The sequence below is a fragment of the Sporolactobacillus terrae genome, from assembly GCF_019930545.1.
GTDB classification, from domain to species: Bacteria; Bacillota; Bacilli; order Bacillales; family Sporolactobacillaceae; genus Sporolactobacillus; species Sporolactobacillus terrae.
On record NZ_CP082837.1, the window covers coordinates 902,897 to 925,863 of the forward strand.

General features: G+C 44.7%; 24 protein-coding genes. All 24 read left to right on the forward strand.

Features of this window, described 5'->3' with window-relative positions; genetic code table 11:
• Positions 1 to 6 precede the first annotated feature (6 nt).
• The 24 genes from K7399_RS04130 to K7399_RS04245 all read left to right on the forward strand — a co-directional run bounded on the left by K7399_RS04130 (position 7) and on the right by K7399_RS04245 (position 22,915).
• Positions 7 to 705 (forward strand): flagellar biosynthetic protein FliO, encoded by a 699-nt coding sequence (locus K7399_RS04130; RefSeq protein ID WP_028977964.1) that lies wholly within the window; start codon positions 7 to 9, stop codon positions 703 to 705.
• Positions 702 to 1,376: a flagellar type III secretion system pore protein FliP gene (fliP, locus tag K7399_RS04135; protein WP_028977965.1), complete on the forward strand. Its 675-nt coding sequence runs from the start codon at positions 702 to 704 to the stop codon at positions 1,374 to 1,376. The genes K7399_RS04130 and fliP overlap by 4 nt, the downstream gene beginning before the upstream one ends.
• Positions 1,377 to 1,392: 16 nt before the next feature.
• Positions 1,393 to 1,662 (forward strand): flagellar biosynthesis protein FliQ, encoded by a 270-nt coding sequence (fliQ, locus tag K7399_RS04140; RefSeq protein ID WP_028977966.1) that lies wholly within the window; start codon positions 1,393 to 1,395, stop codon positions 1,660 to 1,662.
• Between the two features lie 18 nt (positions 1,663 to 1,680).
• The gene (gene fliR / locus K7399_RS04145; protein WP_028977967.1) at positions 1,681 to 2,460 is read left to right on the forward strand and encodes a flagellar biosynthetic protein FliR; all 780 of its coding nucleotides are present in this window, start codon (positions 1,681 to 1,683) and stop codon (positions 2,458 to 2,460) included.
• Positions 2,461 to 2,464: 4 nt separating this feature from the next.
• Positions 2,465 to 3,553 carry a flagellar biosynthesis protein FlhB gene (gene flhB, locus K7399_RS04150; protein WP_028977968.1) on the forward strand — a complete coding sequence of 363 codons (1,089 nt, stop codon included), beginning with the start codon at positions 2,465 to 2,467 and terminating at the stop codon, positions 3,551 to 3,553.
• A gap of 19 nt (positions 3,554 to 3,572) precedes the next feature.
• Positions 3,573 to 5,606 (forward strand): flagellar biosynthesis protein FlhA, encoded by a 2,034-nt coding sequence (gene flhA, locus K7399_RS04155; protein ID WP_028983011.1) that lies wholly within the window; start codon positions 3,573 to 3,575, stop codon positions 5,604 to 5,606.
• 2 nt (positions 5,607 to 5,608) lie between these two features.
• On the forward strand, positions 5,609 to 6,709 hold the full coding sequence (locus tag K7399_RS04160) for a flagellar biosynthesis protein FlhF (protein WP_160168725.1): 1,101 nt from the start codon (positions 5,609 to 5,611) through the stop codon (positions 6,707 to 6,709).
• Entirely contained in the window at positions 6,699 to 7,586 is an 888-nt protein-coding gene (locus K7399_RS04165; RefSeq protein ID WP_028977257.1) for a P-loop NTPase, read from the forward strand. The genes K7399_RS04160 and K7399_RS04165 overlap by 11 nt, the downstream gene beginning before the upstream one ends.
• Positions 7,583 to 8,656, forward strand: a complete 1,074-nt coding sequence (locus K7399_RS04170; RefSeq protein WP_028977258.1) for a protein-glutamate methylesterase/protein-glutamine glutaminase — start codon at positions 7,583 to 7,585, stop codon at positions 8,654 to 8,656. The genes K7399_RS04165 and K7399_RS04170 overlap by 4 nt, the downstream gene beginning before the upstream one ends.
• A 2-nt stretch (positions 8,657 to 8,658) precedes the next feature.
• A complete protein-coding gene (locus tag K7399_RS04175; RefSeq protein ID WP_028977259.1) occupies positions 8,659 to 10,725 on the forward strand; it encodes a chemotaxis protein CheA in 2,067 nt (688 codons plus the stop codon).
• 12 nt (positions 10,726 to 10,737) lie between these two features.
• Complete coding sequence (locus tag K7399_RS04180; protein ID WP_028977260.1) at positions 10,738 to 11,214, forward strand: chemotaxis protein CheW; 477 nt, start codon at positions 10,738 to 10,740, stop codon at positions 11,212 to 11,214.
• Positions 11,211 to 11,825: a chemotaxis protein CheC gene (locus tag K7399_RS04185; protein ID WP_028977261.1), complete on the forward strand. Its 615-nt coding sequence runs from the start codon at positions 11,211 to 11,213 to the stop codon at positions 11,823 to 11,825. The genes K7399_RS04180 and K7399_RS04185 overlap by 4 nt, the downstream gene beginning before the upstream one ends.
• On the forward strand, positions 11,822 to 12,304 hold the full coding sequence (locus K7399_RS04190; RefSeq protein ID WP_028977262.1) for a chemotaxis protein CheD: 483 nt from the start codon (positions 11,822 to 11,824) through the stop codon (positions 12,302 to 12,304). Before K7399_RS04185 ends, K7399_RS04190 begins: the two co-directional genes overlap by 4 nt.
• A 42-nt stretch (positions 12,305 to 12,346) precedes the next feature.
• Positions 12,347 to 13,093 (forward strand): FliA/WhiG family RNA polymerase sigma factor, encoded by a 747-nt coding sequence (locus K7399_RS04195; protein ID WP_223362480.1) that lies wholly within the window; start codon positions 12,347 to 12,349, stop codon positions 13,091 to 13,093.
• A gap of 26 nt (positions 13,094 to 13,119) precedes the next feature.
• The gene (locus K7399_RS04200) at positions 13,120 to 13,686 is read left to right on the forward strand and encodes a DUF6115 domain-containing protein (protein WP_028977264.1); all 567 of its coding nucleotides are present in this window, start codon (positions 13,120 to 13,122) and stop codon (positions 13,684 to 13,686) included.
• A gap of 158 nt (positions 13,687 to 13,844) precedes the next feature.
• Positions 13,845 to 14,600, forward strand: a complete 756-nt coding sequence (gene rpsB, locus K7399_RS04205) for a 30S ribosomal protein S2 (protein WP_028977265.1) — start codon at positions 13,845 to 13,847, stop codon at positions 14,598 to 14,600.
• 95 nt (positions 14,601 to 14,695) lie between these two features.
• Positions 14,696 to 15,577, forward strand: coding sequence for a translation elongation factor Ts (gene tsf, locus K7399_RS04210; RefSeq protein WP_028977266.1), 882 nt, complete (start codon positions 14,696 to 14,698; stop codon positions 15,575 to 15,577).
• 260 nt (positions 15,578 to 15,837) lie between these two features.
• Positions 15,838 to 16,563: a UMP kinase gene (gene pyrH / locus K7399_RS04215; protein WP_010026100.1), complete on the forward strand. Its 726-nt coding sequence runs from the start codon at positions 15,838 to 15,840 to the stop codon at positions 16,561 to 16,563.
• Between the two features lie 3 nt (positions 16,564 to 16,566).
• Positions 16,567 to 17,127, forward strand: a complete 561-nt coding sequence (frr, locus tag K7399_RS04220; RefSeq protein ID WP_028977267.1) for a ribosome recycling factor — start codon at positions 16,567 to 16,569, stop codon at positions 17,125 to 17,127.
• A gap of 89 nt (positions 17,128 to 17,216) precedes the next feature.
• Positions 17,217 to 17,990 carry an undecaprenyl pyrophosphate synthase gene (locus K7399_RS04225; RefSeq protein WP_028977268.1) on the forward strand — a complete coding sequence of 258 codons (774 nt, stop codon included), beginning with the start codon at positions 17,217 to 17,219 and terminating at the stop codon, positions 17,988 to 17,990.
• On the forward strand, positions 17,987 to 18,778 hold the full coding sequence (locus tag K7399_RS04230; RefSeq protein WP_028977269.1) for a phosphatidate cytidylyltransferase: 792 nt from the start codon (positions 17,987 to 17,989) through the stop codon (positions 18,776 to 18,778). Before K7399_RS04225 ends, K7399_RS04230 begins: the two co-directional genes overlap by 4 nt.
• Before the next feature lie 13 nt (positions 18,779 to 18,791).
• On the forward strand, positions 18,792 to 19,940 hold the full coding sequence (dxr, locus tag K7399_RS04235; protein WP_028977270.1) for a 1-deoxy-D-xylulose-5-phosphate reductoisomerase: 1,149 nt from the start codon (positions 18,792 to 18,794) through the stop codon (positions 19,938 to 19,940).
• An 18-nt stretch (positions 19,941 to 19,958) separates the two neighbouring features.
• Positions 19,959 to 21,221 carry an RIP metalloprotease RseP gene (gene rseP, locus K7399_RS04240; RefSeq protein ID WP_028977271.1) on the forward strand — a complete coding sequence of 421 codons (1,263 nt, stop codon included), beginning with the start codon at positions 19,959 to 19,961 and terminating at the stop codon, positions 21,219 to 21,221.
• Positions 21,222 to 21,271: 50 nt separating this feature from the next.
• Positions 21,272 to 22,915: a proline--tRNA ligase gene (locus K7399_RS04245; RefSeq protein ID WP_028977272.1), complete on the forward strand. Its 1,644-nt coding sequence runs from the start codon at positions 21,272 to 21,274 to the stop codon at positions 22,913 to 22,915.
• Positions 22,916 to 22,967 lie beyond the last annotated feature (52 nt).

The window sequence follows — 22,967 nt, forward strand, 5'->3', positions numbered from 1 at the left end:
ATAGTCGTGAAAAGATCTTTTTCAATAAAACGAGTGATGGCCGTTTTTCTTATCGTGCTCCTTTCATTCGGCTGTTCATCCGTTGTTTACGCGGATTCAGAGAATGGTACGGTTTCAGATTGGATTAAAGAAAATCAGCAGTCTCAAAAGCAAAAGTCACCATCAAAAAATGAAAAAAACGGCGCATCGACACAGAAGGCACAAACCGATTCCTCGGGCAGTGTCACCATGTTTGTGACATTCATTAAATTGATTGTTGCTCTGCTGGTGGTACTCGCTTTAATCTATTTGCTTTATCATTTGATTGTTAAGCGATCAAAGCGTTTTTCTCAAGTCAGTGCACTGAAAAATATGGGCGGTGTTTCTTTAGGAGCGAATCGTTCTGTCCAGCTCGTTCAAATTGGCACTGAGGTTCTGGTTGTCGGTGTAGGCGAGTCGGTCCAGCTGTTAAAAGAAATCAAGGACCCTGAGGCGATAAAAGCGTTGCTGACCCGGGAAAATGATCAAACGACTCCTGTTGAAGAACAAGTTCTAAAAGCATTGAAATGGACTTCTGATCATGCCTTTCACCGTCCAAGTTCTCGTCCGGAAAAGGATCAGCAGGCTACCGCTCCTACTAAGGTACTGAGGCAGCAGCTGAAAGCAGCAAATCAAGAGCGATCCGGTCAATTGCGGGACATGCTTCGGAAGGTTGTGAGAAAATGAATGCTATTCCAGGAATTCCTGCTGACTTTTTCACAAATCAGCCTCAGGATGTCGCAACGACGCTTCAGCTGTTGTTCGTTTTGACCGTACTGTCTCTCGCACCGGCGATTCTCGTGCTGATGACCAGCTTTACGCGAATTATCATTGTGCTTTCGTTTGTTCGAACCTCTTTATCTACGCAGCAGATGCCGCCGAATCAAGTACTTGTTGGGCTTGCACTATTTCTGACTTTCTTTGTCATGGCTCCGGTATATGGTCAAATCAATACCGACGCAATTCAGCCGTACATGAAGAACGAAATGACGCAGAAACAAGCATTGACTAGGGCGCAAGTACCGATTAAAAAGTTTATGGCCGATGAGACACGCGAGAAAGATTTACAACTGTTTCTTAATTATGGGAAATATAAACAGCCAGCCAAAGTCAGCGATATTCCATTAACGGCATTAGTACCGGCGTTTACAATTAGTGAACTGAAAACGGCTTTTCAAATGGGATTCATGATCTTCATTCCGTTTCTTGTCATTGACATGGTGGTAGCAAGCATTCTGATGGCGATGGGGATGATGATGCTTCCACCGGTCATGATTTCATTACCATTTAAGATTTTGTTGTTTATCATGGTTGACGGCTGGTATTTAATTGTGGAGTCCTTATTAAAGAGTTTTTAAACGGGGGTGAGTCCGAATGAGTTCCGAAATGATCTTATCCATAGCCGATCAAAGTGTTATGGCGATTTTAATGATCGGGGGTCCGATTTTGCTACTTTCGCTGGTCGTTGGTTTAATCGTCAGTATCATACAGGCAGCAACACAGATTCAGGAGCAGACTTTGGCCTTTATTCCAAAAATAGTTGCCGTCTTGTTCGGATTAATCTTGTTCGGACCGTGGATGCTCTCGAAAATGCTAACTTTTACAGAGAATATCTTTGCAAACTTACCCAATTTCATTCGATAGAAAGGGATTTGAAGAATCTTGTCGTTATTCAATGCGGTTCCATTGTTCTTGCTGATCCTTGCGCGACTGACCAGTTTTATCGTGACGATGCCGATTTTTTCGTACCGAACCATTCCGGCTCCGGTAAAAATTGGACTAGCAACCGTGCTTGCCGTGCTTGTTGAAGTGACTTTTTTTCAAAATCAAGGTCAATCGATTCCGCTTGACGGGCGCTATATTTTGCTTCTGCTCAAAGAGGTTCTGGTTGGATTAATGCTGGGATTTGTTGCTGGAATCATTACTTATGCCGTTCAGCTTGCAGGCGCGTTTATTGACATGCAGATCGGCTTTGCCATCGCGAATGTAATCAGTCCGGAAAGCGGCGTTCCGACTCCATTGACGGGGCAGTTTCTCTATGTCTTGCAGCTGCTTTTCTTTCTTGGTGTCAATGCTCATCACATGTTGATCAACGGTGTGATGTACAGCTTTCAAGTGATTCAAGTTGATCACTTGAACGTTGCCTTTGGTTCAGGAACGACGACTGAATTTGTCGCGCGGACAAGTGCACAAATGTTTCTTATTGCCGCGCAGTTAGCGATTCCAATCGTCGGTTGCCTTTTTCTTGTCGATGTTGCTGTCGGTCTGGTGGCGCGTACGGTTCCGCAAGTCAATGTGTTCGTTGTCGGTTTGCCGCTAAAAATACTTGCCGGTTTTGCGATCATGCTGGTCGTTTTTCCTTCATTAATCGGTTTGTTTCAGATCATTTTTGATGCGATGACGACAATTTTCAGTAATTTTATTCGTCTTCTTGGGAGCTGATAATATGGCCCGAGTCCATTATTCGCTAGATTTGCAGTATTTTGCCGGTGAGAAAACCGAGAAAGCGACGCCGCATAAGCGAGAAGAAGGTAGAAAAAAAGGACAAGTTTTCAAAAGTACGGATTTAAGTACAGCGGTGAGTCTGCTTGCCTTTTTCCTATATTTCCGTCTTGCCGGTGGTCAGGTCATTCAACGCTTGGCAGAAATGATGAGCAGCTACTATAGTCGCAATCTGTCCATGGCTGTTACTGAGCTGAATCTTCATGAACTGTTTGTCAGTTTATCGTTTCAGGTGCTCAAATTACTGCTCCCTGTACTGATCATTGCAATCGTGGTTGCGGCAGGGGCGCAAATGATGCAAATCGGGTTTTTATTCTTGCCAAATATGTTGTTGTTTAAGGGAGAGCGTCTCGATCCGTTGAAGGGGTTGAAAAGAATTTATTCCCTTCGCGGCATCATGGAATTGCTGAAATCGATGCTGAAAATACTGATTATAGGAATCATCGCTTTTTCTGTACTATGGCTGTATCGCCAGTCGATTGTGCAATCGGCGAGTCAGCCGCTTAGTGAAAGTATTCGCACGATGGCATCGATTATGCTGACGATGGGCATTACGGTCTCCATCGCATTGATTGCTTTGTCTGTGCTTGATTACCTTTATCAGAAATACGATTATGAAAAAAACATGAGGATGTCAAAACAAGACATTAAAGATGAGTTTAAGACCATCGAAGGGAATCCTCAGATTAAGTCCAAGCTCAAGGAAAGACAGCGGCAGATGGCGCTCAATCGGATGATGCAGGAAGTACCGAATGCAGATGTGATCATAACGAATCCAACCCACTTTGCCGTGGCACTGAAATACGACAAAAAAGAAATGGATGCACCGAAAGTCATCGCCAAAGGTGCGGACTTGATTGCGAAACGAATCAAAGAGATTGCACGCGAAAATCAGGTGACGATCGTTGAACGCAAACCCCTTGCACGCGCCTTGTATCATGATCTTGAGATTGGCGAGAGCATTCCTGAACAATTTTTTAAAGCAGTGGCTGAGATTCTTGCCTATGTTTATCGATTAAGAAGAAAAATCTGACGGAGAGGAGGAATCATTCATGAAAACGAGAGACTATATCGTGATGATTGGCGTTGTACTCATTGTGATGATGCTGATTATTCCATTGCCGGCTTCATTGCTGAGTTTTCTGATCATCATGAATATCTCGATTGCCTTGGTTATTTTGCTTGTCACGCTGAATGTTACCGAATCTCTCGAGTTCTCAGTTTTTCCATCATTACTTCTGATTATGACTTTGTTTCGCATTGCATTAAATGTGTCGACAACACGGTTAATCCTGACTGAAGGCAATGCCGGCCGAGTGATTGAAGCGTTCGGTCAATTTGTTGTTGAAGGAAATATTATTGTTGGCCTCGTTGTCTTTTTAATTCTTATTGTTGTACAGTTTATTGTTATTACTAAGGGCGCAGAACGTGTTGCCGAAGTTGCCGCACGGTTTACTTTGGATGCAATGCCCGGCAAGCAGATGAGTATCGATGCCGATATGAATGCAGGCTTAATTGATGATCAGGAAGCAAAGCGACGGCGCGAAAAAATTACGCGTGAAGCAGATTTTTATGGAGCTATGGATGGTGCCAGTAAGTTTGTGAAGGGCGATGCGATCGCCAGTATGATCATCGTTGCGATTAACCTGATTGTCGGGATGATCATTGGTGTCGCCCAGCAGGGAATGGATTTGGCAGATGCGGCACAAAATTTTAGTTTGTTGTCTGTTGGCGACGGCATTGTCAGTCAAATCCCGGCATTGCTTATTTCAACGGCGACTGGAATCATTGTAACGCGTTCTTCCTCAGAAAATAATATGGGGAAAGAGGTATCCCAACAACTTCTCTCCTATCCGATGATGCTGATCATTGCCGGCGCGGTTATTTTCATTCTCGGATTGACACCGATCGGGATGCTGGCAACATTTCCAATTGCACTGCTCTTGATCATATCCGGATTTGTGCTGCGCAGTCGGCGCAAGACGAATGAACAGGATTTGGTGGAAAAAGAAGATCAGAAAGCAGAGGACTCCTTTAAAAGTCCTGAAAATGTACTCAGTCTGCTCCATATGGATCCGGTTGAATTCGAGTTCGGCTATGCACTGGTCCCCCTTGCGGATAATACACAAGGGGGGGACTTGCTCGATCGTATCGTGATGATCCGTCGGCAGCTTGCGTTGGAACTTGGGTTTGTTCTGCCGGTTGTCCGTATTCGGGATAATATTCAGCTGGATCCGAACAGCTATCGCATAAAAATCAATGGAAGCGAAGTTGCCAAGGGTTCGCTGCTCCCCGACCATTATCTTGCAATGAGTCCGGGGGTTGATGATCCCGCCATTAAAGGCATTGAGACGGTTGAACCGGCCTTTGGGCTAAAAGCCTTGTGGATCGATGAAGCAACAAAGGATCAAGCAGAGCTTGCAGGGTATACCGTGGTTGATCCGCCATCGGTTGTCTCGACTCATCTGACAGAAGTATTGCGTCGTCATGCCTGTGAGTTGGTAGGCAGACAAGAGACAAAGCAATTAGTTGACCATTTGAAAGAACACTATCCGGCACTTGTCGAAGCCGTAATTCCGGATCCGCTGTCTCTAGGTGACGTGCAGAAGGTACTCGTAAATTTGTTAAAAGAAAATCTATCGATTCGCAATCTGCCTTTGATCTTTGAGACATTAGCAGACTATGGTCAGATGACAAAAGAAACGGGCTTGTTGACCGAATATGTTCGGCAGGCATTGTCTCGTCAGATCACAGAACAATTTGCTAAGCCTGGAGAAACGCTTAAAGTTCTAACTCTGAGTCCAGATCTCGAACGAAAACTGTCTGAATCGGTTCAGAAAACCGAACATGGAAATTTTCTCGCTTTAGATGGGACAACGACCGGTCAGGTTCTGAAAAACTTGCATGCATTAGTTGATAAATGGTCGGATCTTGAGAGTGATCCGGTCATTCTATGCTCGCCTGCGGTGCGTATGTATGTTCATCAATTAACCGAACGTTATTTCCCAACCATTCGCGTGCTCTCTTACAATGAACTAGAGACAAATGTAGAAGTACAAAGCATTGGGGTGCTGAATGCGGCATGAAAATGAAAAAAATTATTGCACCAACGATGGCGCAAGCCATTGAAAAAGTAAAACAAGAACTTGGCGATAATGCGGTCATCTTTCATACAAAGAAAGTGGCTAACGGCAAGTTTTTCAATCTATTTAAAAAAGAACATGTTGAAGTTTTTGCGGCGAGTGATCCGGATACGGAATCTTCATTTAATAAAATGAGACGTGAAACCGAAGTAAAGACTAAGGAGACTAAACCCCTCAATCGAGATGCAGTCTTAAGGCCAATGCCTTATAAAAAATTGGATGAGAAGGTCGATCGTCTTTTTTCTGTACCGCAATGGCTTAAATCGATCCAAGATCTGTTGCTCAATCAAAGTGTGCAGTGGCCGCATGCAGAGCAGTTGCTTCAGGGATTGGTTAAAAAATGGTATCAGAGTGACGAACAGATGAGCGGTGATGAAGCCAAAAAAGTGCTGTACGATGAATTGCTGCAGCGGCTAAACGCGGAACCTATACACACGTCTCATTTAAACGGCAAGTACATGATGCTGGTTGGACCAACCGGTGTCGGCAAGACAACAACCTTGGCGAAACTTGCCAGCCGCGCCGTCCTGGAAGAGGGGAAGAAAGTAGCCTTTATAACGGCAGATACGTATCGAATCGCAGCTGTTGATCAGCTGAAAATGTATGCGAATATTCTCGAGGCACCCATGGAAACCGCTTATACGGAGCAAGATTTTAATGAATTGCTGCAACGGTTTGCCAAGTACGATTATGTGTTCATTGACACCGCAGGGAGGAACTTTCAAAACAGTGTGTACATTGCGGAGCTGTTGCAATTTCTTAAAGCAGAGCGACAGATAAACATGTATTTAGTTTTAGCTGCAACGGCCAAATACGAAGATTTGAACCGAGTCATTCATCAGTTTGAGTCGCTTCATGTGTCACAACTTATCGTTACAAAGGTTGATGAAACTGCAACTTACGGCACATTGATCAGTATTTTGCTGCAACATCCACGATTAAACCTTGCTTATATGACAAATGGTCAAGAAGTTCCGGATGACCTTCAGAAAGCGCATGTTGGGAATTTGATTAATCATTTATTGGGTGGTTCAGATGGTCAATGATCAAGCAGAAAATTTGAGAATGCGCATTTTTCATGAAAAACGTGACACCAAGACAGCACAAGTGATTGGCATTGCCAGTGGTAAAGGCGGTGTCGGTAAATCCGTTTTTTGTGTCAATTTTTCATGGGCGCTTGGTGAGCTCGGGAAAAAGGTGTTAATTATTGATCTCGATGTAGGTATGGGGAATATCGAGCAACTGATGGGACAAGCCGCGCATTTAAACATTGTCGATGCACTGCAGCATCAATCCTCGTTTCAGAATGTTTGTGTGCAGGTGAGTTCACAAGTGTCTTTTATCGCCGGCGGTACAGGTCTTGGTTCATTGTTTCGACTAAACCCTGAGTATCTGAATCAATTCATTACGCAGCTTCAAATGGCAAGAGCTCAGTATGATTTTATTCTCTTTGATTTTGGCGCCGGTGCGTCGGAGGATCTGCTGCATTTTCTGCTAGCCGTTGATCGCATGATTCTTGTCACAACGCCTGAACCACCGGCAATCGCCGACAGTTATTCCTTGATGAAAATGGTTTACACGATAAAACAAGATTTGCAGATTATGGCTGTTGTGAATCAAACCTTGGATCGGCGTGAAGGAATGAAGACGTGGCGGCGCCTGTCCTCAACATCCGCTCGTTTTTTAGGCGCGTCGCCGTCATGGCTTGCTTCGCTGCAAAAAGATGATGAACTGTCTCTATCCGTGCGTCGTCAAAAACCGTGCATGCGCAGTTTTCCTAAGGCAGGCTACAGCGTACAAATGCGATTACTTGCCCGTTCTTTTCTTGTACAATCCGGACAGAAGGTATTTACTGCGCATGAGCGTACATTCGGAGATAAAGTCAGAGAGTATTTAGCACGAATTGGGAGGCATCAGAGATGAAGCAAATCAAAGTGCTGGTTGTGGATGATTCTGCATTTATGCGTCAAACGATCAAAGCAATGATTGAAGAGGATCCGGTGCTGCAAGTCGTTGCTACGGCTCGGAACGGTGCGGATGCGTTGGAAAAAGTGATCCGTTTCAAGCCGGATGTCATCACGCTTGATATTATCTTACCTGGAGACAGGGACGGGTTAGCAGTACTGCATGAGATTATGAGCACAAGACCAACGCCAACCATTATGTTAAGCGGAGCGTCAAATGAAACGATAAACTACGTCATTGAGGCAATCAGCAGCGGCGCTTTTGATTTTATATGCAAGCCCTCAGGAAAACCGGCCGATATTGCACGTATTGAAACAGAACTGCAGGTAAAGATCAAGCAGGCAGCAGAATCAGTGACAGTGAGGAAGAGAACAAACAATGCGGCACAAGTATACCAGCGGGAAGACCTGAGCAGTTCCGGAGGCGTTCAAAGTCATTCACAGCTTATTATCATTGGCTCTTCAACAGGAGGTCCGAAGGCTTTGCAAGCGGTTATTCCACAGTTGAGTGAGCATTTGCCTGCGCCAATTTTGATCGTCCAACATATGCCGCCCAAATTTACAAAGTCGCTTGCCGACCGGCTAAATCGATATGCTAAACTACCGGTAAAGGAAGCGGTGAACGGAGAAATTCTGAAAAAGGGGCATGTATACGTCGCTCCAGGCGGCCTGCACTTATGCGTCAGCTGCAATGAACAGAATCATCTTTGCGTCGACTTGTCTTCAAGCCCCCCAGTTAACGGCGTTCGTCCATCGATTGACGTCACCTTGCGCTCACTTGTCCAATTGCAAGGGTATTCGTTTATCGTTGCGCTGTTGACCGGTATGGGCAAAGATGGTGCGAAAGGTATTCTTGAGTTATGCGAAGCAGGAAAACAGGTACATACGATTGCTGAATCGGAAGAGACTTGCACCGTGTTCGGCATGCCGAAAGCAGCAATCGAGACAGGTCGCGTGAATGAGATACAGCCTATTTACCATATTGCCGATACGATCTGTAGACAATTCGGATTACGGGGAGACGATTAAGCATGGATATGAGTCAATACTTAGGTATATTTCTTGATGAAGCAAGGGAACATCTGCAGAATCTTAATGATCAGCTCATGACGCTTGAAGAGCATTCGGATGATTCAGAACTTCTGAACAGCATTTTTCGATCCGCTCACACGCTAAAAGGAAGTTCCGGACAAATGGGCTTTAACAACATGATGGAACTCACCCATACTATGGAGAATGTATTCGATGCATTGCGTAACAAAAAGATTACGGCATCTGCGGACATGGTCGATGTTCTTTTTGAAGGATTGGACCATTTAGCAGCGATGATCGATTCAATTGAACAAAGCGGATCGGATGCACGTGATGTAGCGGAGACGAAAAAACAGCTTGAAGCGCTTACGGGGAAAAAGGATACATCAAAATCGGAAACGGTCAAGTCTTCAAATGATGGGGCAATGAAGCAGCAAAACGATCCCCAAGCACATTTTTTGAAACTGGAAGACTATGAAAAAGCATACGTGAAACAAGCGCTTGACCAAAATTTAAAGGTCTATGAAATACAAGTGACCTTGAATAAGGATTGTGTGTTGAAAGCTGCGCGCGCCTATATGATTGCTAATGCTTTGGAGGAAGAAGGGACAATCCTTGCTACGCGGCCTGCAACTGAAGCGATCGAAAAAGAAGAATTTGATCAAAAACTGGTTTACCTTGCAGCAGTTGCGTGCGATGAGCAGAAACTCAAGCACAAGATCGAAACAATCTCGGAAGTCGCTGCTCTTGACGTGTCGTCTATTTCGGAAATAGAAGAACAACGTGCACCGCAAAAACAGCAAACCGTAGCGACTGAAAAGAAACGCGATCAAACGTCGCGTACATCCGCTGCGGCCGTGAAAAAGCCGGTTGCCGTCGCGAAAACGTTGCGGGTAAATCTTGACCGTATTGATCAATTAATGAATTTATTTGAGGAGCTTATGATTGATCGCGGGCGCCTTGAACGGGTTGCTTCTGACAATCATCATTCTGATTTAAGCGATACAGTGGAAAAAATCAAGCGTGTGACGAATCAAATGCAAGAGACGCTGCTCAACTTAAGAATGGAGCCAATTGAACAGGTTTTCAATCGTTTTCCAAGATTGGTACGCAGTCTTTCAAAGGAACTAAATAAGAAGGTTAATTTCGTTGTGAAGGGCGGGGATACCGAACTGGATCGAACGGTAATCGAAGAACTTGGCGATCCACTGATGCACATGATCCGCAATTCGATGGACCATGGCATCGAACTGCCCGCCGTACGAGAGGCAAAAGGGAAGAACCCAGAAGGGACGTTAACCCTTGCTGCTTATTACAATGGAAATCAAGTTATTGTTGAGATCAAGGATGACGGCGCTGGGATTAACAGAGAAAAAGTGCTTGACAAAGCAATTGAGAAAAATGTGGTGACAGAGGAAGAAGCGCGTACAATGACCGAAAATCAGATTGATCATTTGCTCTTTGCCTCAGGATTCAGTACTGCCGATAAAATCTCCGATATTTCCGGACGAGGTGTAGGCTTGGATGTCGTTGAAAGCAAAATTCAATCACTCAATGGAACCGTTGAAGTGGTCTCAGCTCCCGATCAAGGCACCACATTTACGGTGAAATTACCGATGACCTTATCGATTATTAATGCGCTGCTCATTCAAACCGGTGAGGAAGTTTATGCCGTACCAATCACGTCCATCACAGAAACGGCATTAAAACGGCAGGTTAAAACCTTTACCATCCACGATCAAACCGTCATGGACTATCGCGAAAGCGTCATCCCCCTTGTTTCACTTGCTGATTACTTTGCCGTTCCTGACCGTAAAACCGATAAACGGGAGGGTTCAGAAAATAGGGGTGCGGTTGTGATACTCAGCCATGGTGATAAGAAGGTGGCTTTGACGGCGGACCAACTGCTTGGCTATCAAGATGTTGTCGTAAAACCACTCGGAAAATATCTTGAGAAGGTACCGGGATTCTCAGGAACGACCATTCTTGGTGATGGACGAGCTGCACTAATTATTGATTGTCAGAGACTGATTGAAACCAATAAAACCATTAAGGAAAGAGCTTAAGGAGGAAAACCGATGACGAGTCAGGAGAAGCAACTAAAAGTAATTTTGTTTGAAATGAACGGTGAAACCTACGGCGTTCCGGTTGAACAAGTGTTGTCTATTGAGAAGGTCGACGGTATCACGCGTCTTCCTAATGCAGCTTCTTTCGTAAAAGGTGTGATGAATTTGCGCAGTATTATTACGCCGATTATTGATGTACGTGAACGCTTTCAAATGGGGCATTCTAAGATCACACCTGAAAGCCGAATTATTGTTGTTGAGCAAGATGAGATGAGTGTGGGCTTGTTGGTTGATTCATCAAAAGAGGTACTGGATATCGATGCGGACCAGCTGGAACAGACACCGGAAATGATCGGTGGGTCATCGGCAGAATACCTGAGCGCTGTGGCGAAGATCGGTGAAGATCAATTATTGCTGTTATTGAATCTGAAACAGGTGCTGAACCAAAATGATGTTGCCGCTTTACGTGCAATCGGAGACGAAGCATGAACCATCTGAATCAGCTTGACGGTCGACATCTCGACTTGCTAAAAGAATCAGCAAACATTGGTGCATCGCATGCTGCGACTTCACTATCCATGATGTTAAAGAAGCCGATCGATCTGTGCATTCCGTCCGTACGCTTGCAGTCTATTGCTGAGCTGATTAACGGGAAAGCAGAACAACAGGTTGCCGCTTCATTGATCCAAGTAAAAGGCAGAATCAAAGGCTACTTTTTCGTCATGTTTGCCATTGATCAGGCAAATATGCTGATTGAGGAGCTTGTTCCTCAGGGCAATATTTGCGATGATGGGATTGGCAGATCGGCATTTTATGAAGTCAGCAATATTCTTTGCGGCTCCTATCTGTCGGCGCTTGCTTCATTTTTGAATGTCACGTTTATTCAATCCCCTCCAGTTATTTCGGTGGATATGGCTGGGGCAATATTGAGTGAAGGACTCGTTGAATTATCACTCTATGATGAGTTTGCACTGCTCATTGATGCCGTTGTTTTTGATCGGCAAAAAGGGCATCAGTTGAATGGAGAATTTTTATTTCTGCCACTGCCCGATTCTCTGGATGTTATTTTCGAGCGGGTTGAAGGGAAGTTTTCTCAGTGATTCATGTTGGAATCTCGGAAATCAAGTTTGCCATCCATCCAGAGTCTTTAAAAACACTTGGTTTAGGTTCTTGTGTCGGAGTCGTGATCTATCATCAGCAAACACAAACTGCGGGGATGGCTCATGTTATGCTGCCTGATTCATCATTCGCTCGATCAACGATCTATCCGCCAGGAAAATATGCAGATACGGCAATACCGATGCTTGTGACAAAGCTGACAGAATATTATCATTGCCCGATCTCTGAGCTGAAGGCAAAAATGGCCGGAGGAGCAGAAATGTTCCGAACCACTCGAGTTCTATCCATGGAGAGTATAGGAAAGCGAAATATCGAGGCTGTCAAAGCGCAGCTAAGCGATTTTCATATACCGATTATTAGCGAAGAAATTGGTAAAGATTACGGCAGAACGGTTGAATTTTTTTGCGATTCTTGCAGGCTGGCCATTCACGCCCTGTTTCGAGGCAGCCATTTGATCTAAGATCGTTCAAAGGAGGGGAGAGAACTGGAAAAATCAGAAGCTTTGGAATCCATTTATTGGGAGCGCTGGATTCAGTCTCATGACCGAAAGGCAGCAAATTGTCTTCTGGAAATCTATATGCCCCTTGTAACGTATCATGTGCAGCGGATTGGTGCCGGATTGCCGCGCAATGTGGACAGGGAAGAGTTGCAAAGCTTTGCACTGCTCGGTCTCTACGATGCCCTAGAGAAATTTGATCGCAATCGGGACCTGAAATTTGATACCTATGCATCGTTTCGCATCCGCGGGGCCATCTTGGACGGGCTGCGCAAAGCGGACTGGATGCCGCGATCAATGCGTGAGAAGAGCAAAAGAATTGAGAAAGCAGTCGAGAAGATTGAGCAAAATCAGATGCGTTCCGCTACCCTTGAAGAGGTTGCAAAACTGTGTAAAATGACGGTTAATGAAGTGTCGCAGGTTGTATCGGAGAGTTTGTTTTCAAACTTGCTGTCTCTTGATGACGGGGGTTCAGATAATGGAGAGTCTGGTGCGAATGCAATTGAAGATACACGTTCCGATTCTCCGGAAGAACATGTCCTTGAAGAAGAACGACATGCGCAGCTTGCAAAGGAAATCGACAAACTCAATGAGAAAGAGCGTCTCGTGGTTTCTCTTTTCTATTATGAAGAACTGACTTTAACTGAGATCGGGCAAGTGTTGAATCTCTCTACATCTCGAATCTCACAAATCCACAGTAAAGCGCTGCTTAAATTACGCAACTATTTAACTGGAAAAGAACATTATGCTTAATCATCATGTAAAGCGGGGTGAATGCATTGTCAGCATTTTGGATTACGTTGAATTTCGTGCTGCTTCTTTTGGCTTTTTATCTTATCCTCTATCTGTATCAAAGAATTAAAGTGCTGCAAAAGACGCTTTCAGAACAAAATGTGCAGGAGTCCGAACAACTGCTTGCCGAGCATATTCAAGCGGTGCGCCATGAGAATGAGCAGTTTCTTGAAGCGGTTCAGGAACTTGTCATGAATGTGCGCACGGAAACGCGCGCAGCCGGTCAGGATCAGAGCGGAAAACCGATTGTGACTGCTCCCAAAACAAGCAGCAGCGCAAAAAATAGTGAGAAAGTAAAAGAAAAAACGTTTGAAACCGTCCTGAATCGTGTCAATGAGGATCAGGAATTGGCCTCCAAAAAACAAACCGGAAGTGAGCCAGAGCATGAATGGATGCCGCCGATTGATTCGATCCAAGATCATATCGAAGAGTCCCCCTATGTTCAGGCAATGAAACTTAAAGAAGATGGGAAATCAATTACAGAAATCGCCAAAAAAATGAAACGCGGAAAAGGCGAGATTGAACTTCTGCTCCGAATGCATGGAAAAAATTAATCGAATCTTGCCATGCACTGCAGAGTATGATATAGTTACGTTTGGTGTCAATCACACACGTCTGTTGATTTATGCGCGGGTGCTGAGCGCCATGCTCAGTCGCACACGAAAATGACATGGACGGAGGAATAAAACCATAATTAGGAGGCAACACATTCATGGCAGTTATTTCAATGAAACAATTACTGGAATCCGGTGTTCATTTCGGTCACCAAACACGTCGCTGGAATCCAAAAATGAAGCCGTATATTTTTACGGAAAGAAACGGTATCTACATTATCGATCTTCAGAAAACCGTACGAAAAGTCGAAGCAGCATACAACTTCGTCAGAGATATTGCGGCTGACGGCGGGAAAATTCTTTTCGTTGGTACAAAGAAACAAGCACAAGATTCTGTAAAAGCGGAAGCAGAACGTTCCGGTCAGTACTATGTAAATCAACGTTGGCTCGGCGGTACACTGACCAACTTCGAGACGATAAAAAAACGGATCAAACGTTTGAAAGATATCGAAAAAATGCAAGAAGACGGTACATTTGATGTACTCCCTAAAAAAGAAGTTGTTGGTCTTAAAAAAGAATTGGCACGTCTTGAAAAATTCTTGGGCGGCATCAAAGATATGGAAAGTCTTCCACAAGCACTTTTTGTTATCGATCCGCGCAAAGAACGGATCGCGATTGCCGAAGCACACAAGTTGAATATTCCGATCATCGCAATTGTTGATACAAACTGCGATCCGGATGAAATCGATGTAATCATTCCAGGTAACGATGATGCAATTCGTGCTGTGAAATTACTCACTGGAAAAATGGCGGATGCTGTTTTAGAAGCTAATCAAGGCGAAGAAACAGAAGAAGCTTCAGCTCAACCGGAACAAACTGAAAAAGTTGAAGAAGAGCCGGTTAAAGCGGAATAAAGAGCAAGTCAAGACTTAATGGGGTGATAAGGGGCTAGCCCTTTATCACTCTTTTCACGAAAACAAACAGCTTCACCATCAAAGGAGGATTCCCATTGGCTGCAATTAGTGCAAAGCAAGTAAAAGAATTACGTGAACTGACGGGTGCAGGGATTATGGATTGCAAACGCGCACTCGCAGAAACAGAAGGCGATATCAAGAAAGCGATCGACGTACTTCGTGAAAAAGGAATGGCAAAAGCTGCTAAGAAATCCGGGCGTGTCGCTGCCGAAGGTTTGGCTGAAATCAAAATCGACGGTAACAAGGCCGTTGCTCTTGAGGTCAACTCGGAAACCGATTTTGTTGCGAAAAATGCAGAATTCAAAGTCTTGATTGATACATTAGCACAACACATTCTCGACAAAGAGCCAGCCTCTGTTGAAGAAGCGCTGACTCAGAAGACCGCTTCAGGAGTTACTGTTGACGACTTGATTACTTCCGCTATTTCTAAAATTGGCGAAAAGATCAGCTTACGCCGTTTTGCAGTTGAGACGAAGACCGATGATCAAGTTTTCGGTTCCTACCTGCACATGGGTGGTCGTATCGCCGCTCTGACGAAATTAACAGGTTCTGATGCGACGGCAGCAAAGGATGTTGCCATGCATGTTGCGGCAATTCGTCCGCAATATCTGACAGAAGATCAGATCCCAGCTGACGTTGTTGCTCATGAAAAAGAAGTGCTGACACAAGAAGCACTTGGCGAAGGCAAACCGGCCAATATTGTTGAAAAAATGGTTGGTGGACGATTGAAAAAATTTTTCAAAGAAATCTGTCTAGTGGACCAGCCGTTTGTTAAAGACGGTGATGTGACCGTTAAAGAATATTTGAAGAGCAAGAATGCGGATGTTCTTTCATTCGTGCGTTTTGAAGTCGGCGAAGGCATTGAAAAGAAAGAAGATAACTTTGTTGATGAAGTAAAAGCACAGATGAAACAATAATTGCGCCTGTAAGGTGCTGTTGAACGACGATCGATTTAACAACCGTCATAAAACCGCCGATGCGGTTTTCAACACCCGATGAAACAGAGCAAGAAATCACAATGGGGCACGGGTAACGTGTCCCATTTTTTACACTGGTAAGAAAGTAAGAAAATAAAAGATTTAAGGAAACGAGTGTAAGTGCAACTAAGCCTTTGCCTTCGCCAGAGGCTTGGCAAAGCCAAGTTTTCTAAAAATCATCTAACGAGAGGTGCAGGAGCATGCCGAAAAAGGCAATTTATAAGCGGGTCATTTTAAAATTAAGTGGAGAAGCCCTTGCAGGTACAGGCGGTTTCGGCATCGAACCAAGCGTGATTCGATCGATTACGAAGCAAGTAAAGGAAGTTGTCGATCTCGGTGTAGAAGTTGCCATTGTTTGCGGTGCTGGAAACATCTGGAGAGGAAAAGCAGGCAGCGAAATGGGAATGGATCGTGCACAGGCTGATTATATGGGGATGCTTGCGACGGTACTCAACGCACTTGCTTTGCAGGATTGTCTTGAAGGAATCGGTGTTGAAACGCGTGTACAAACCTCAATCGAAATGAGGCAGGTTGCTGAACCTTATATTCGCAGACGCGCCATCCGACATCTGCAAAAGGGGCGTGTCGTTATTTTTGCCGCGGGAACAGGCAATCCTTATTTTTCAACGGATACAACAGCGGCGCTGCGAGCGGCTGAAATTGAAGCAGACGTGATCTTGATGGCAAAAAATAATGTTGACGGTGTGTATTCAGCGGATCCAAAAGTCGATAAAAGTGCGAAGAAATATAAGGAAATTTCCTATTTGCGTGTTCTGAATGAAGGGCTTCAAGTCATGGATTCTACGGCTTCATCGCTTAGCATGGATAATGATATTCCGCTTGTTGTTTTCTCATTATCAGAAGAAGGAAATATTAAACGTGCTGTGCTTGGCGAAGATATCGGCACAGTTGTAAAGGGGCGATAACTCATGGCTCAAACAGAGCTTTTTAAAGATGCACAAGAACGAATGGGTAAAGCGGTTAAAGCATTTCAGCGCGAATTAGTAACGGTGCGCGCAGGAAGAGCGAACCCTTCGTTACTAAATAAGGTAACGGTTGAGTATTACGGAGCAGAAACACCACTGAATCAGGTTGCCTCAATCACGGTTCCTGAAGCGCGGCTTCTGCTCATCCAACCTTATGATCGGACTGCACTGCCTAACATTGAAAAGGGTATTCTCAAGTCTGATCTTGGCATCACACCGACGAACGACGGTCAGGTGATTCGCATTGCAATTCCACCTTTGACCGAGGAGAGGCGTGCTGATTTGGTGAAATTGGTTCGTAAAATGGCTGAAGAGGCAAAAATTGCAGTGCGCAATGTACGTCGCGATGCAAACGATCAAGTGAAAAAAATGGCCAAGAACAACGAACTGACAAAAGATGATGTTCATGAAGCTGAGGATGATATTCAAAAGTTGACCAATGAAACAATAAAAGCAATTGATCAACTGGCAGCGGACAAAGAAAAGGAAATGATGGACATCTAAAGGGGCACAACCAAACAGGCAGCGCACCGGACAGCACGATCTGTTGATTGTATCCAAAGGTACGCAGCATCAGTACTGGGGGAAAATCAATGTTTGAAAAGTTTTCCTTAAATAAAGGAAAAACGGCTATGCCGAAGCATGAAGACACAAAATCGATAAGCATACCGAACCATGTGGCTATCATTATGGACGGCAACGGTCGATGGGCAAAAAAACGCGGGCTTCCGCGAGTTGCCGGTCATCGTGAAGCAATGAAAACCATAAAACGGGTGACGAAGGAAGCGGATCGCTTAGGTGTTAAAGTGCTCACCTTATATGCTTTCTCTACTGAAAACTGGAAGCGTCCGAAAGCAGAAGTCGACTTTTTAATGAAGCTACCGCAGCAATTCTTGAATTCCTATTTAAAGGAACTGATTGAACAAAATGTCCAAGTGAAAGCAATGGGCGATTTATCCCGACTTCCTACCTATACATTGAGTGCGGTAAATGACGCAATTGAAAAGACGAAGGCAAACAGCGGTTTGATCCTAAATTTTGCCTTGAATTACGGCAGCCATGCTGAAATCGTTCAAGCTGTAAAAAAAATTATTCGCGAAGCACACAGCCCAGAGGACATTAGTGAAAAGATGATTGCCGATCATATGATCAGTCCCGCGCTTCCCGATCCTGACCTTTTGATTCGAACCGGTGGAGAGATCCGGTTAAGTAATTTTATGTTATGGCAGCTTGCTTATACGGAACTTTATTTTTCGGAAGAGTATTGGCCGGACTTCAATGAGCAGAGTCTTCAAGATGCTGTTCGGGCATTTTCAAGCAGACAGCGCAGATTCGGCGGGCTCGCGGAAGGAAGCGAAAATCCTTGAAACAGCGTATTACAACCGGTTTACTGGCAGGTGCTTTTTATCTTGTTCTTCTTTGCATCGGTTCCTTGCCCTTCACTTTGCTGGCTGCAGCTATTGCGGTAATTAGTTATCTCGAATTAGTTAAAATGGGCAAAATGAATGTTGCTTTTCCAGAAGTTATCTTTGGCGGACTGGCGGTGGCCGCTCTTGTTCTGAATGCCGGTCGTTCTTCATTTTTAGCAGATGGGTTATGGATGAGAATGACTGCGCTGTTCGTTCTGCTGATGCTGACACTGATGATCTTGCGACGTTCCGCTTTTACATTTGCAAACGCTGCGTACCTCTTCTTGTCGGTGTTTTACATAGGGATTCCATTCTATTTACTGGTTCGGCTCCGTTTAGACAGTCTGCTTCTCGTATTGCTCGTACAAGTTTTGATTTGGACAACCGACAGCGGCGCTTATTTCGTTGGTCGAAAATTTGGCAAGCGTAAACTTGCGCCTGTAATCAGTCCGAATAAAACCCGAGAAGGCTCAATCGGTGCGGTAATTATCGCCGTTTTGATTGCGTTGCTGTTTAAGTGGATTGCGGGTCCGGCATTGGCACTGGCCTGGCCCACCCTCATTGGAATCAGTCTCGTTATTTCCGTGTTTGGACAGATCGGTGATTTAGTGGAATCTGCAATAAAACGCTACTATAATATCAAGGATTCAGGAACGATTTTACCGGGTCATGGCGGCATGCTTGACCGCTTTGACAGTTTGATTTTTGTACTCCCTTTGCTTTACGTTTTAGGATTCATTGTTTGAGGAGGAATGGTTGATGAAAAAAATCAGCTTGCTCGGTGCCACAGGATCGGTAGGAACCCAAACGCTTGCAATTCTTCGCGAGCATCCGGATCAATTTGCACTTGTCGCAATGGCATTTGGCGAGAATATTCAAACCGCACTCCCACTCATCCATGAGTTTAAACCTGCTTTGATCGCTGTTAAAAATAAACAGGTGGCGGATCGATTGAAGATCCACTTGGATCCTTCCACTCGTCTGGTTTACGGGATTGAAGGGATGATCGAAGCAGCTGTTCATCCTGACAGTGATCTGTTGGTCAACGCAGTACTCGGCAGTATTGGCCTCGAGCCCACACTTGCAGCAATAGAAGCCGGTAAAACAATTGGTCTTGCGAACAAGGAAACGTTGGTTACGGCGGGACATCTCGTGATGAGACGTGCGAAAAAATTTGGCGTTCCGATCTTGCCTGTCGATAGTGAACACTCGGCAATTTTTCAATCGATGCAAGGCCAGGACCGCTCAGCTGTTTCACGCATTATCATTACTGCATCTGGCGGAAGTTTCAGAGACAAAACGCGCGAGGAACTTGCTGGAGTTACGGTTAAAGATGCCCTTAATCACCCAAACTGGTCGATGGGCGCAAAGATTACAATCGATTCGGCGACGATGATGAATAAAGGTTTGGAAATCATTGAAGCGCACTGGCTGTTTGATTTGCCCTATGAAAAAATTGATACGGTTATTCACAGGGAGAGTATTGTTCACTCATTAGTTGAATATGCTGATCATAGTGTCATTGCACAGCTGGGATGTCCCAGTATGCTCGTTCCGATTCAGTATGCCCTTACTTATCCTTCCCGGTTAACACTTAGGCAAACGAAAACGTTGAATTTATCTGAAATCGGCAGTTTGCATTTTCAAAAAATGGACATGCACCGCTTCCCATGTGTATCATTAGCTTATCATGCAGGGAAAACGGGAGGTTCGATGCCTACCGTATTGAATGCAGCGAATGAAACAGCGGTTCAGGCATTCTTAGCTGGGAAAATTACCTTTCTGGATATTGAGCGCTATGTGGAGATGGCTTTGACCAACCATCATGTCATTAAAGCACCTGAATTAAAAACGATTGAAGCTGTTGACAAAGAAACACGCGCTTTTGTCAAGGAGCAAATAAACTAAAGACAGAGGTGTCTTCTCGTGGAAACGTTGATTATCGTTGTGATCATTTTCGGACTGCTTGTCTCAATCCATGAACTCGGTCATCTCATTGTCGCAAAACGCTCCGGTATTTTGTGCCGGGAGTACGCGATCGGTTTCGGGCCGAAACTCTTTGCGATTAAAAGAGGAGAAACCGTATATACGTTGCGTTTGCTTCCAATCGGGGGGTATGTGCGCATGGCGGGTGAAGACCCGGAAACTTTTGAGGTCAAGCCTGGACAAAGTATCGGGATTTTCCTGAACGATCGAAATCAGGTGACACGGATTGTCAGCGACCACCTTGAAAAATATCCGAATGCTCGCTTTCTAACGGTTGAACACTGCGACCTTGACAAGGAGCTCTACTTATCAGGATACGAAGAGGAAAATGGACCACTGATTCAGTACGCTATTGACCGTCAGGCAACCTATGTATCGGATCATCAGGATTTTCAAATTGCACCCCACGATCGGCAGTTTGCATCAAAACCGCTGCTCGCACGTTTTCTGACGATTTTTGCCGGTCCGTTTATGAATCTGGTCTTAGCAGTTGTTATCTTCATCATTTATTTCAGTATTCAAGGCGTACCGTCGAATCAGCCTCAGCTTGGAACCGTTATCGATGGCTACTCTGCACAGAAATACGGATTAGTGTCAGGAGACCGCATCCTGCAAATTGATGGTCAGGGCATAAAGAGTTGGCAAGATATTGCTGGATATGTGAGTAAACATCCAAAGCAAAAGATCGAAATGACCGTTGAACGAAATGGGGAGCAGCAGCAAATAGAACTGCTGACCGGCGAACGGAAGGGTGCCAATGGAAAGCCTGAAGGCATGATCGGCGTATATCAGCCGACGATTCATTCGTTTGCTGCGTCAATCGGTGCAGGTTTCAGTCAAACCTATTATTGGATAAAAATGGAATTCGTTGGTTTGAAAATGCTGATTTCCGGGGGATTTGATTTAAACAATTTAGCAGGTCCTGTGGGCATATATAATGCGACTGGAGCAGTGGTTTCACAAGGTTTATTCTTTGTTTTGAATTGGACGGCATTTTTAAGTGTCAATTTAGCGGTGATTAATTTGCTGCCGCTTCCTGCACTGGATGGCGGTCGACTCATGTTCATCATTTTCGAAGCTTTACGCGGCAAACCGATTGAGCCACAAAAAGAGGCACTCGTTCATTTTATTGGTTTTGCATTTCTGATGATCTTGATGCTGCTTGTCACGTGGAACGATTTGCAAAACCTCTTTACACGATAGATGAAAACAATGTTCCTAAAAAAGACTGAAACGATTTGAGGTGGTCATTAGTGAAACAAAGCCAAATGTTTATTCCAACGATGAAAGAAACGCCGGCAGATGCCGAGTCCGCCAGTCACCGTTTGCTGCTGCGCGGTGGTTACATACGGCAAAATGCTTCCGGGGTGTATTCCTATCTTCCGCTTGGTTATAAGATCATAAAAAAAATTGAGGCAATTATTCGCGAAGAAATGGATCGTACCGGTTCTCAGGAACTGCTTATGCCTGCGATGCAGCCAGCAGAATTATGGCATGAAACCGGACGATGGGACGTGTATGGTCCTGAATTGATGCGCCTAAAAGACAGGCATAACCGTTTCTTCGCTCTTGGTGCAACCGGTGAAGAATTAATCACAAGTCTTGTGCGTGATTATTTAAATACGTATAAAAAGCTGCCAATGAGCCTGTACCAAATTCAAACGAAGTTTCGTGACGAAAAACGGCCGCGTTTTGGTCTGCTCCGCGGTCGCGAATTTATTATGAAAGATGCCTATACCTTTCATGATTCTGCTGAGAGTCTGGATCAAACCTACTGGGTGATGTACCATGCGTATTGCAGAATTTTTGAACGCTGTGGACTAACGTTTCGCGCAGTTCTTGCAGATTCCGGAGCAATCGGCGGCAAGGACACGCATGAATTCCAGGCGCTTGCTGAAATTGGTGAAGATACAATTGCCTATTCGGATACTTCTGATTATGCAGCAAACTTGGAGATGGCCTCAGTACTTGATCAAGAAGAAGGGAAAGATGGCGAGACGCTTCCTCTTGAAAAAGTCGAAGGTAAGCAAGAAGTCGATGGAAATCAAGCAATCACTGCTTACTGGTTCCAAACTCGATCCGAACGTGTGGTTGTGTTTTTGAAAGCCTCCGATGAAATCAACGACGTTAAGGTGAAGAATCTTCTTGGGACCGATTTGATTGAGTTGATAACCGGTTCGAGTGAAGATGCGATGCACCCGGCAGAAGGGGTACGCGTTTTTGCAGACAATGGATTAAAACATGTGGCGCGCGCCGCTTATTATAACCAAGCGGAAAACAGCACTTATTTCCATCTTGATCCATCACGTGATCTGCCAATTGAATCCTTCGATGATCTTCGTTTCATTAAAGAAGGAGATCCATCTCCGGATGGAAGTGGTGTCATTAAATTTGCTCGCGGCATCGAAATCGGACAAGTTTTTAAACTTGGAACCAAATATTCCGAAGCGATGAACGCCACTTATCTGGATACTGATGGAAAGGCTAAGCCGCTGATCATGGGATGTTACGGCATTGGCATTTCAAGAACGCTGTCTGCAGTCTGCGAGCAGTATCATGATGATGAGGGCATGATTTGGCCTAAGTCGCTGGCACCATTCACCATTCATTTAATAACAGTTAATCCCAAAAAAGAGGATCAGTTGGCCTTATCGGAACAACTCTACAGCCAATTCATTCAAGAAGGCTATGATGTGCTTTGGGACGATCGAAAAGAACGGCCGGGCGTTAAATTCGCTGAAAGTGAACTAATCGGCTGTCCGGTACAAGTCATTGTCGGCAAAAGGGCTTCAGAGCAAATTGTCGAGCTTGCCGCACGAAAAGATACAGAGCGCGTAGAAACGAGTACTGCACAGCTTTCTGATGCGGTAAAACAATTATTAAACACACTCGCTTAATCTCATCTTTATTCTGTTCTAGAGGAGCTGACCGGCTCCTTTTTTACAGGAT

Excerpts from the sequence above, each read along its gene's own strand:
- fliP (WP_028977965.1), top strand. The coding sequence starts at position 702 with ATGAATGCTATTCCAGGAATTCCTGCTGACTTTTTCACAAATCAGCCT.
- fliQ (WP_028977966.1), top strand. The coding sequence starts at position 1,393 with ATGAGTTCCGAAATGATCTTATCCATAGCCGATCAAAGTGTTATGGCG.
- flhB (WP_028977968.1), top strand. The coding sequence starts at position 2,465 with ATGGCCCGAGTCCATTATTCGCTAGATTTGCAGTATTTTGCCGGTGAG.
- flhA (WP_028983011.1), top strand. The coding sequence starts at position 3,573 with ATGAAAACGAGAGACTATATCGTGATGATTGGCGTTGTACTCATTGTG.
- K7399_RS04160 (WP_160168725.1), top strand. The coding sequence starts at position 5,609 with ATGAAAAAAATTATTGCACCAACGATGGCGCAAGCCATTGAAAAAGTA.
- K7399_RS04165 (WP_028977257.1), top strand. The coding sequence starts at position 6,699 with ATGGTCAATGATCAAGCAGAAAATTTGAGAATGCGCATTTTTCATGAA.
- K7399_RS04170 (WP_028977258.1), top strand. The coding sequence starts at position 7,583 with ATGAAGCAAATCAAAGTGCTGGTTGTGGATGATTCTGCATTTATGCGT.
- K7399_RS04175 (WP_028977259.1), top strand. The coding sequence starts at position 8,659 with ATGGATATGAGTCAATACTTAGGTATATTTCTTGATGAAGCAAGGGAA.
- K7399_RS04180 (WP_028977260.1), top strand. The coding sequence starts at position 10,738 with ATGACGAGTCAGGAGAAGCAACTAAAAGTAATTTTGTTTGAAATGAAC.
- K7399_RS04185 (WP_028977261.1), top strand. The coding sequence starts at position 11,211 with ATGAACCATCTGAATCAGCTTGACGGTCGACATCTCGACTTGCTAAAA.
- rpsB (WP_028977265.1), top strand. The coding sequence starts at position 13,845 with ATGGCAGTTATTTCAATGAAACAATTACTGGAATCCGGTGTTCATTTC.
- pyrH (WP_010026100.1), top strand. The coding sequence starts at position 15,838 with ATGCCGAAAAAGGCAATTTATAAGCGGGTCATTTTAAAATTAAGTGGA.
- frr (WP_028977267.1), top strand. The coding sequence starts at position 16,567 with ATGGCTCAAACAGAGCTTTTTAAAGATGCACAAGAACGAATGGGTAAA.
- K7399_RS04225 (WP_028977268.1), top strand. The coding sequence starts at position 17,217 with ATGTTTGAAAAGTTTTCCTTAAATAAAGGAAAAACGGCTATGCCGAAG.
- dxr (WP_028977270.1), top strand. The coding sequence starts at position 18,792 with ATGAAAAAAATCAGCTTGCTCGGTGCCACAGGATCGGTAGGAACCCAA.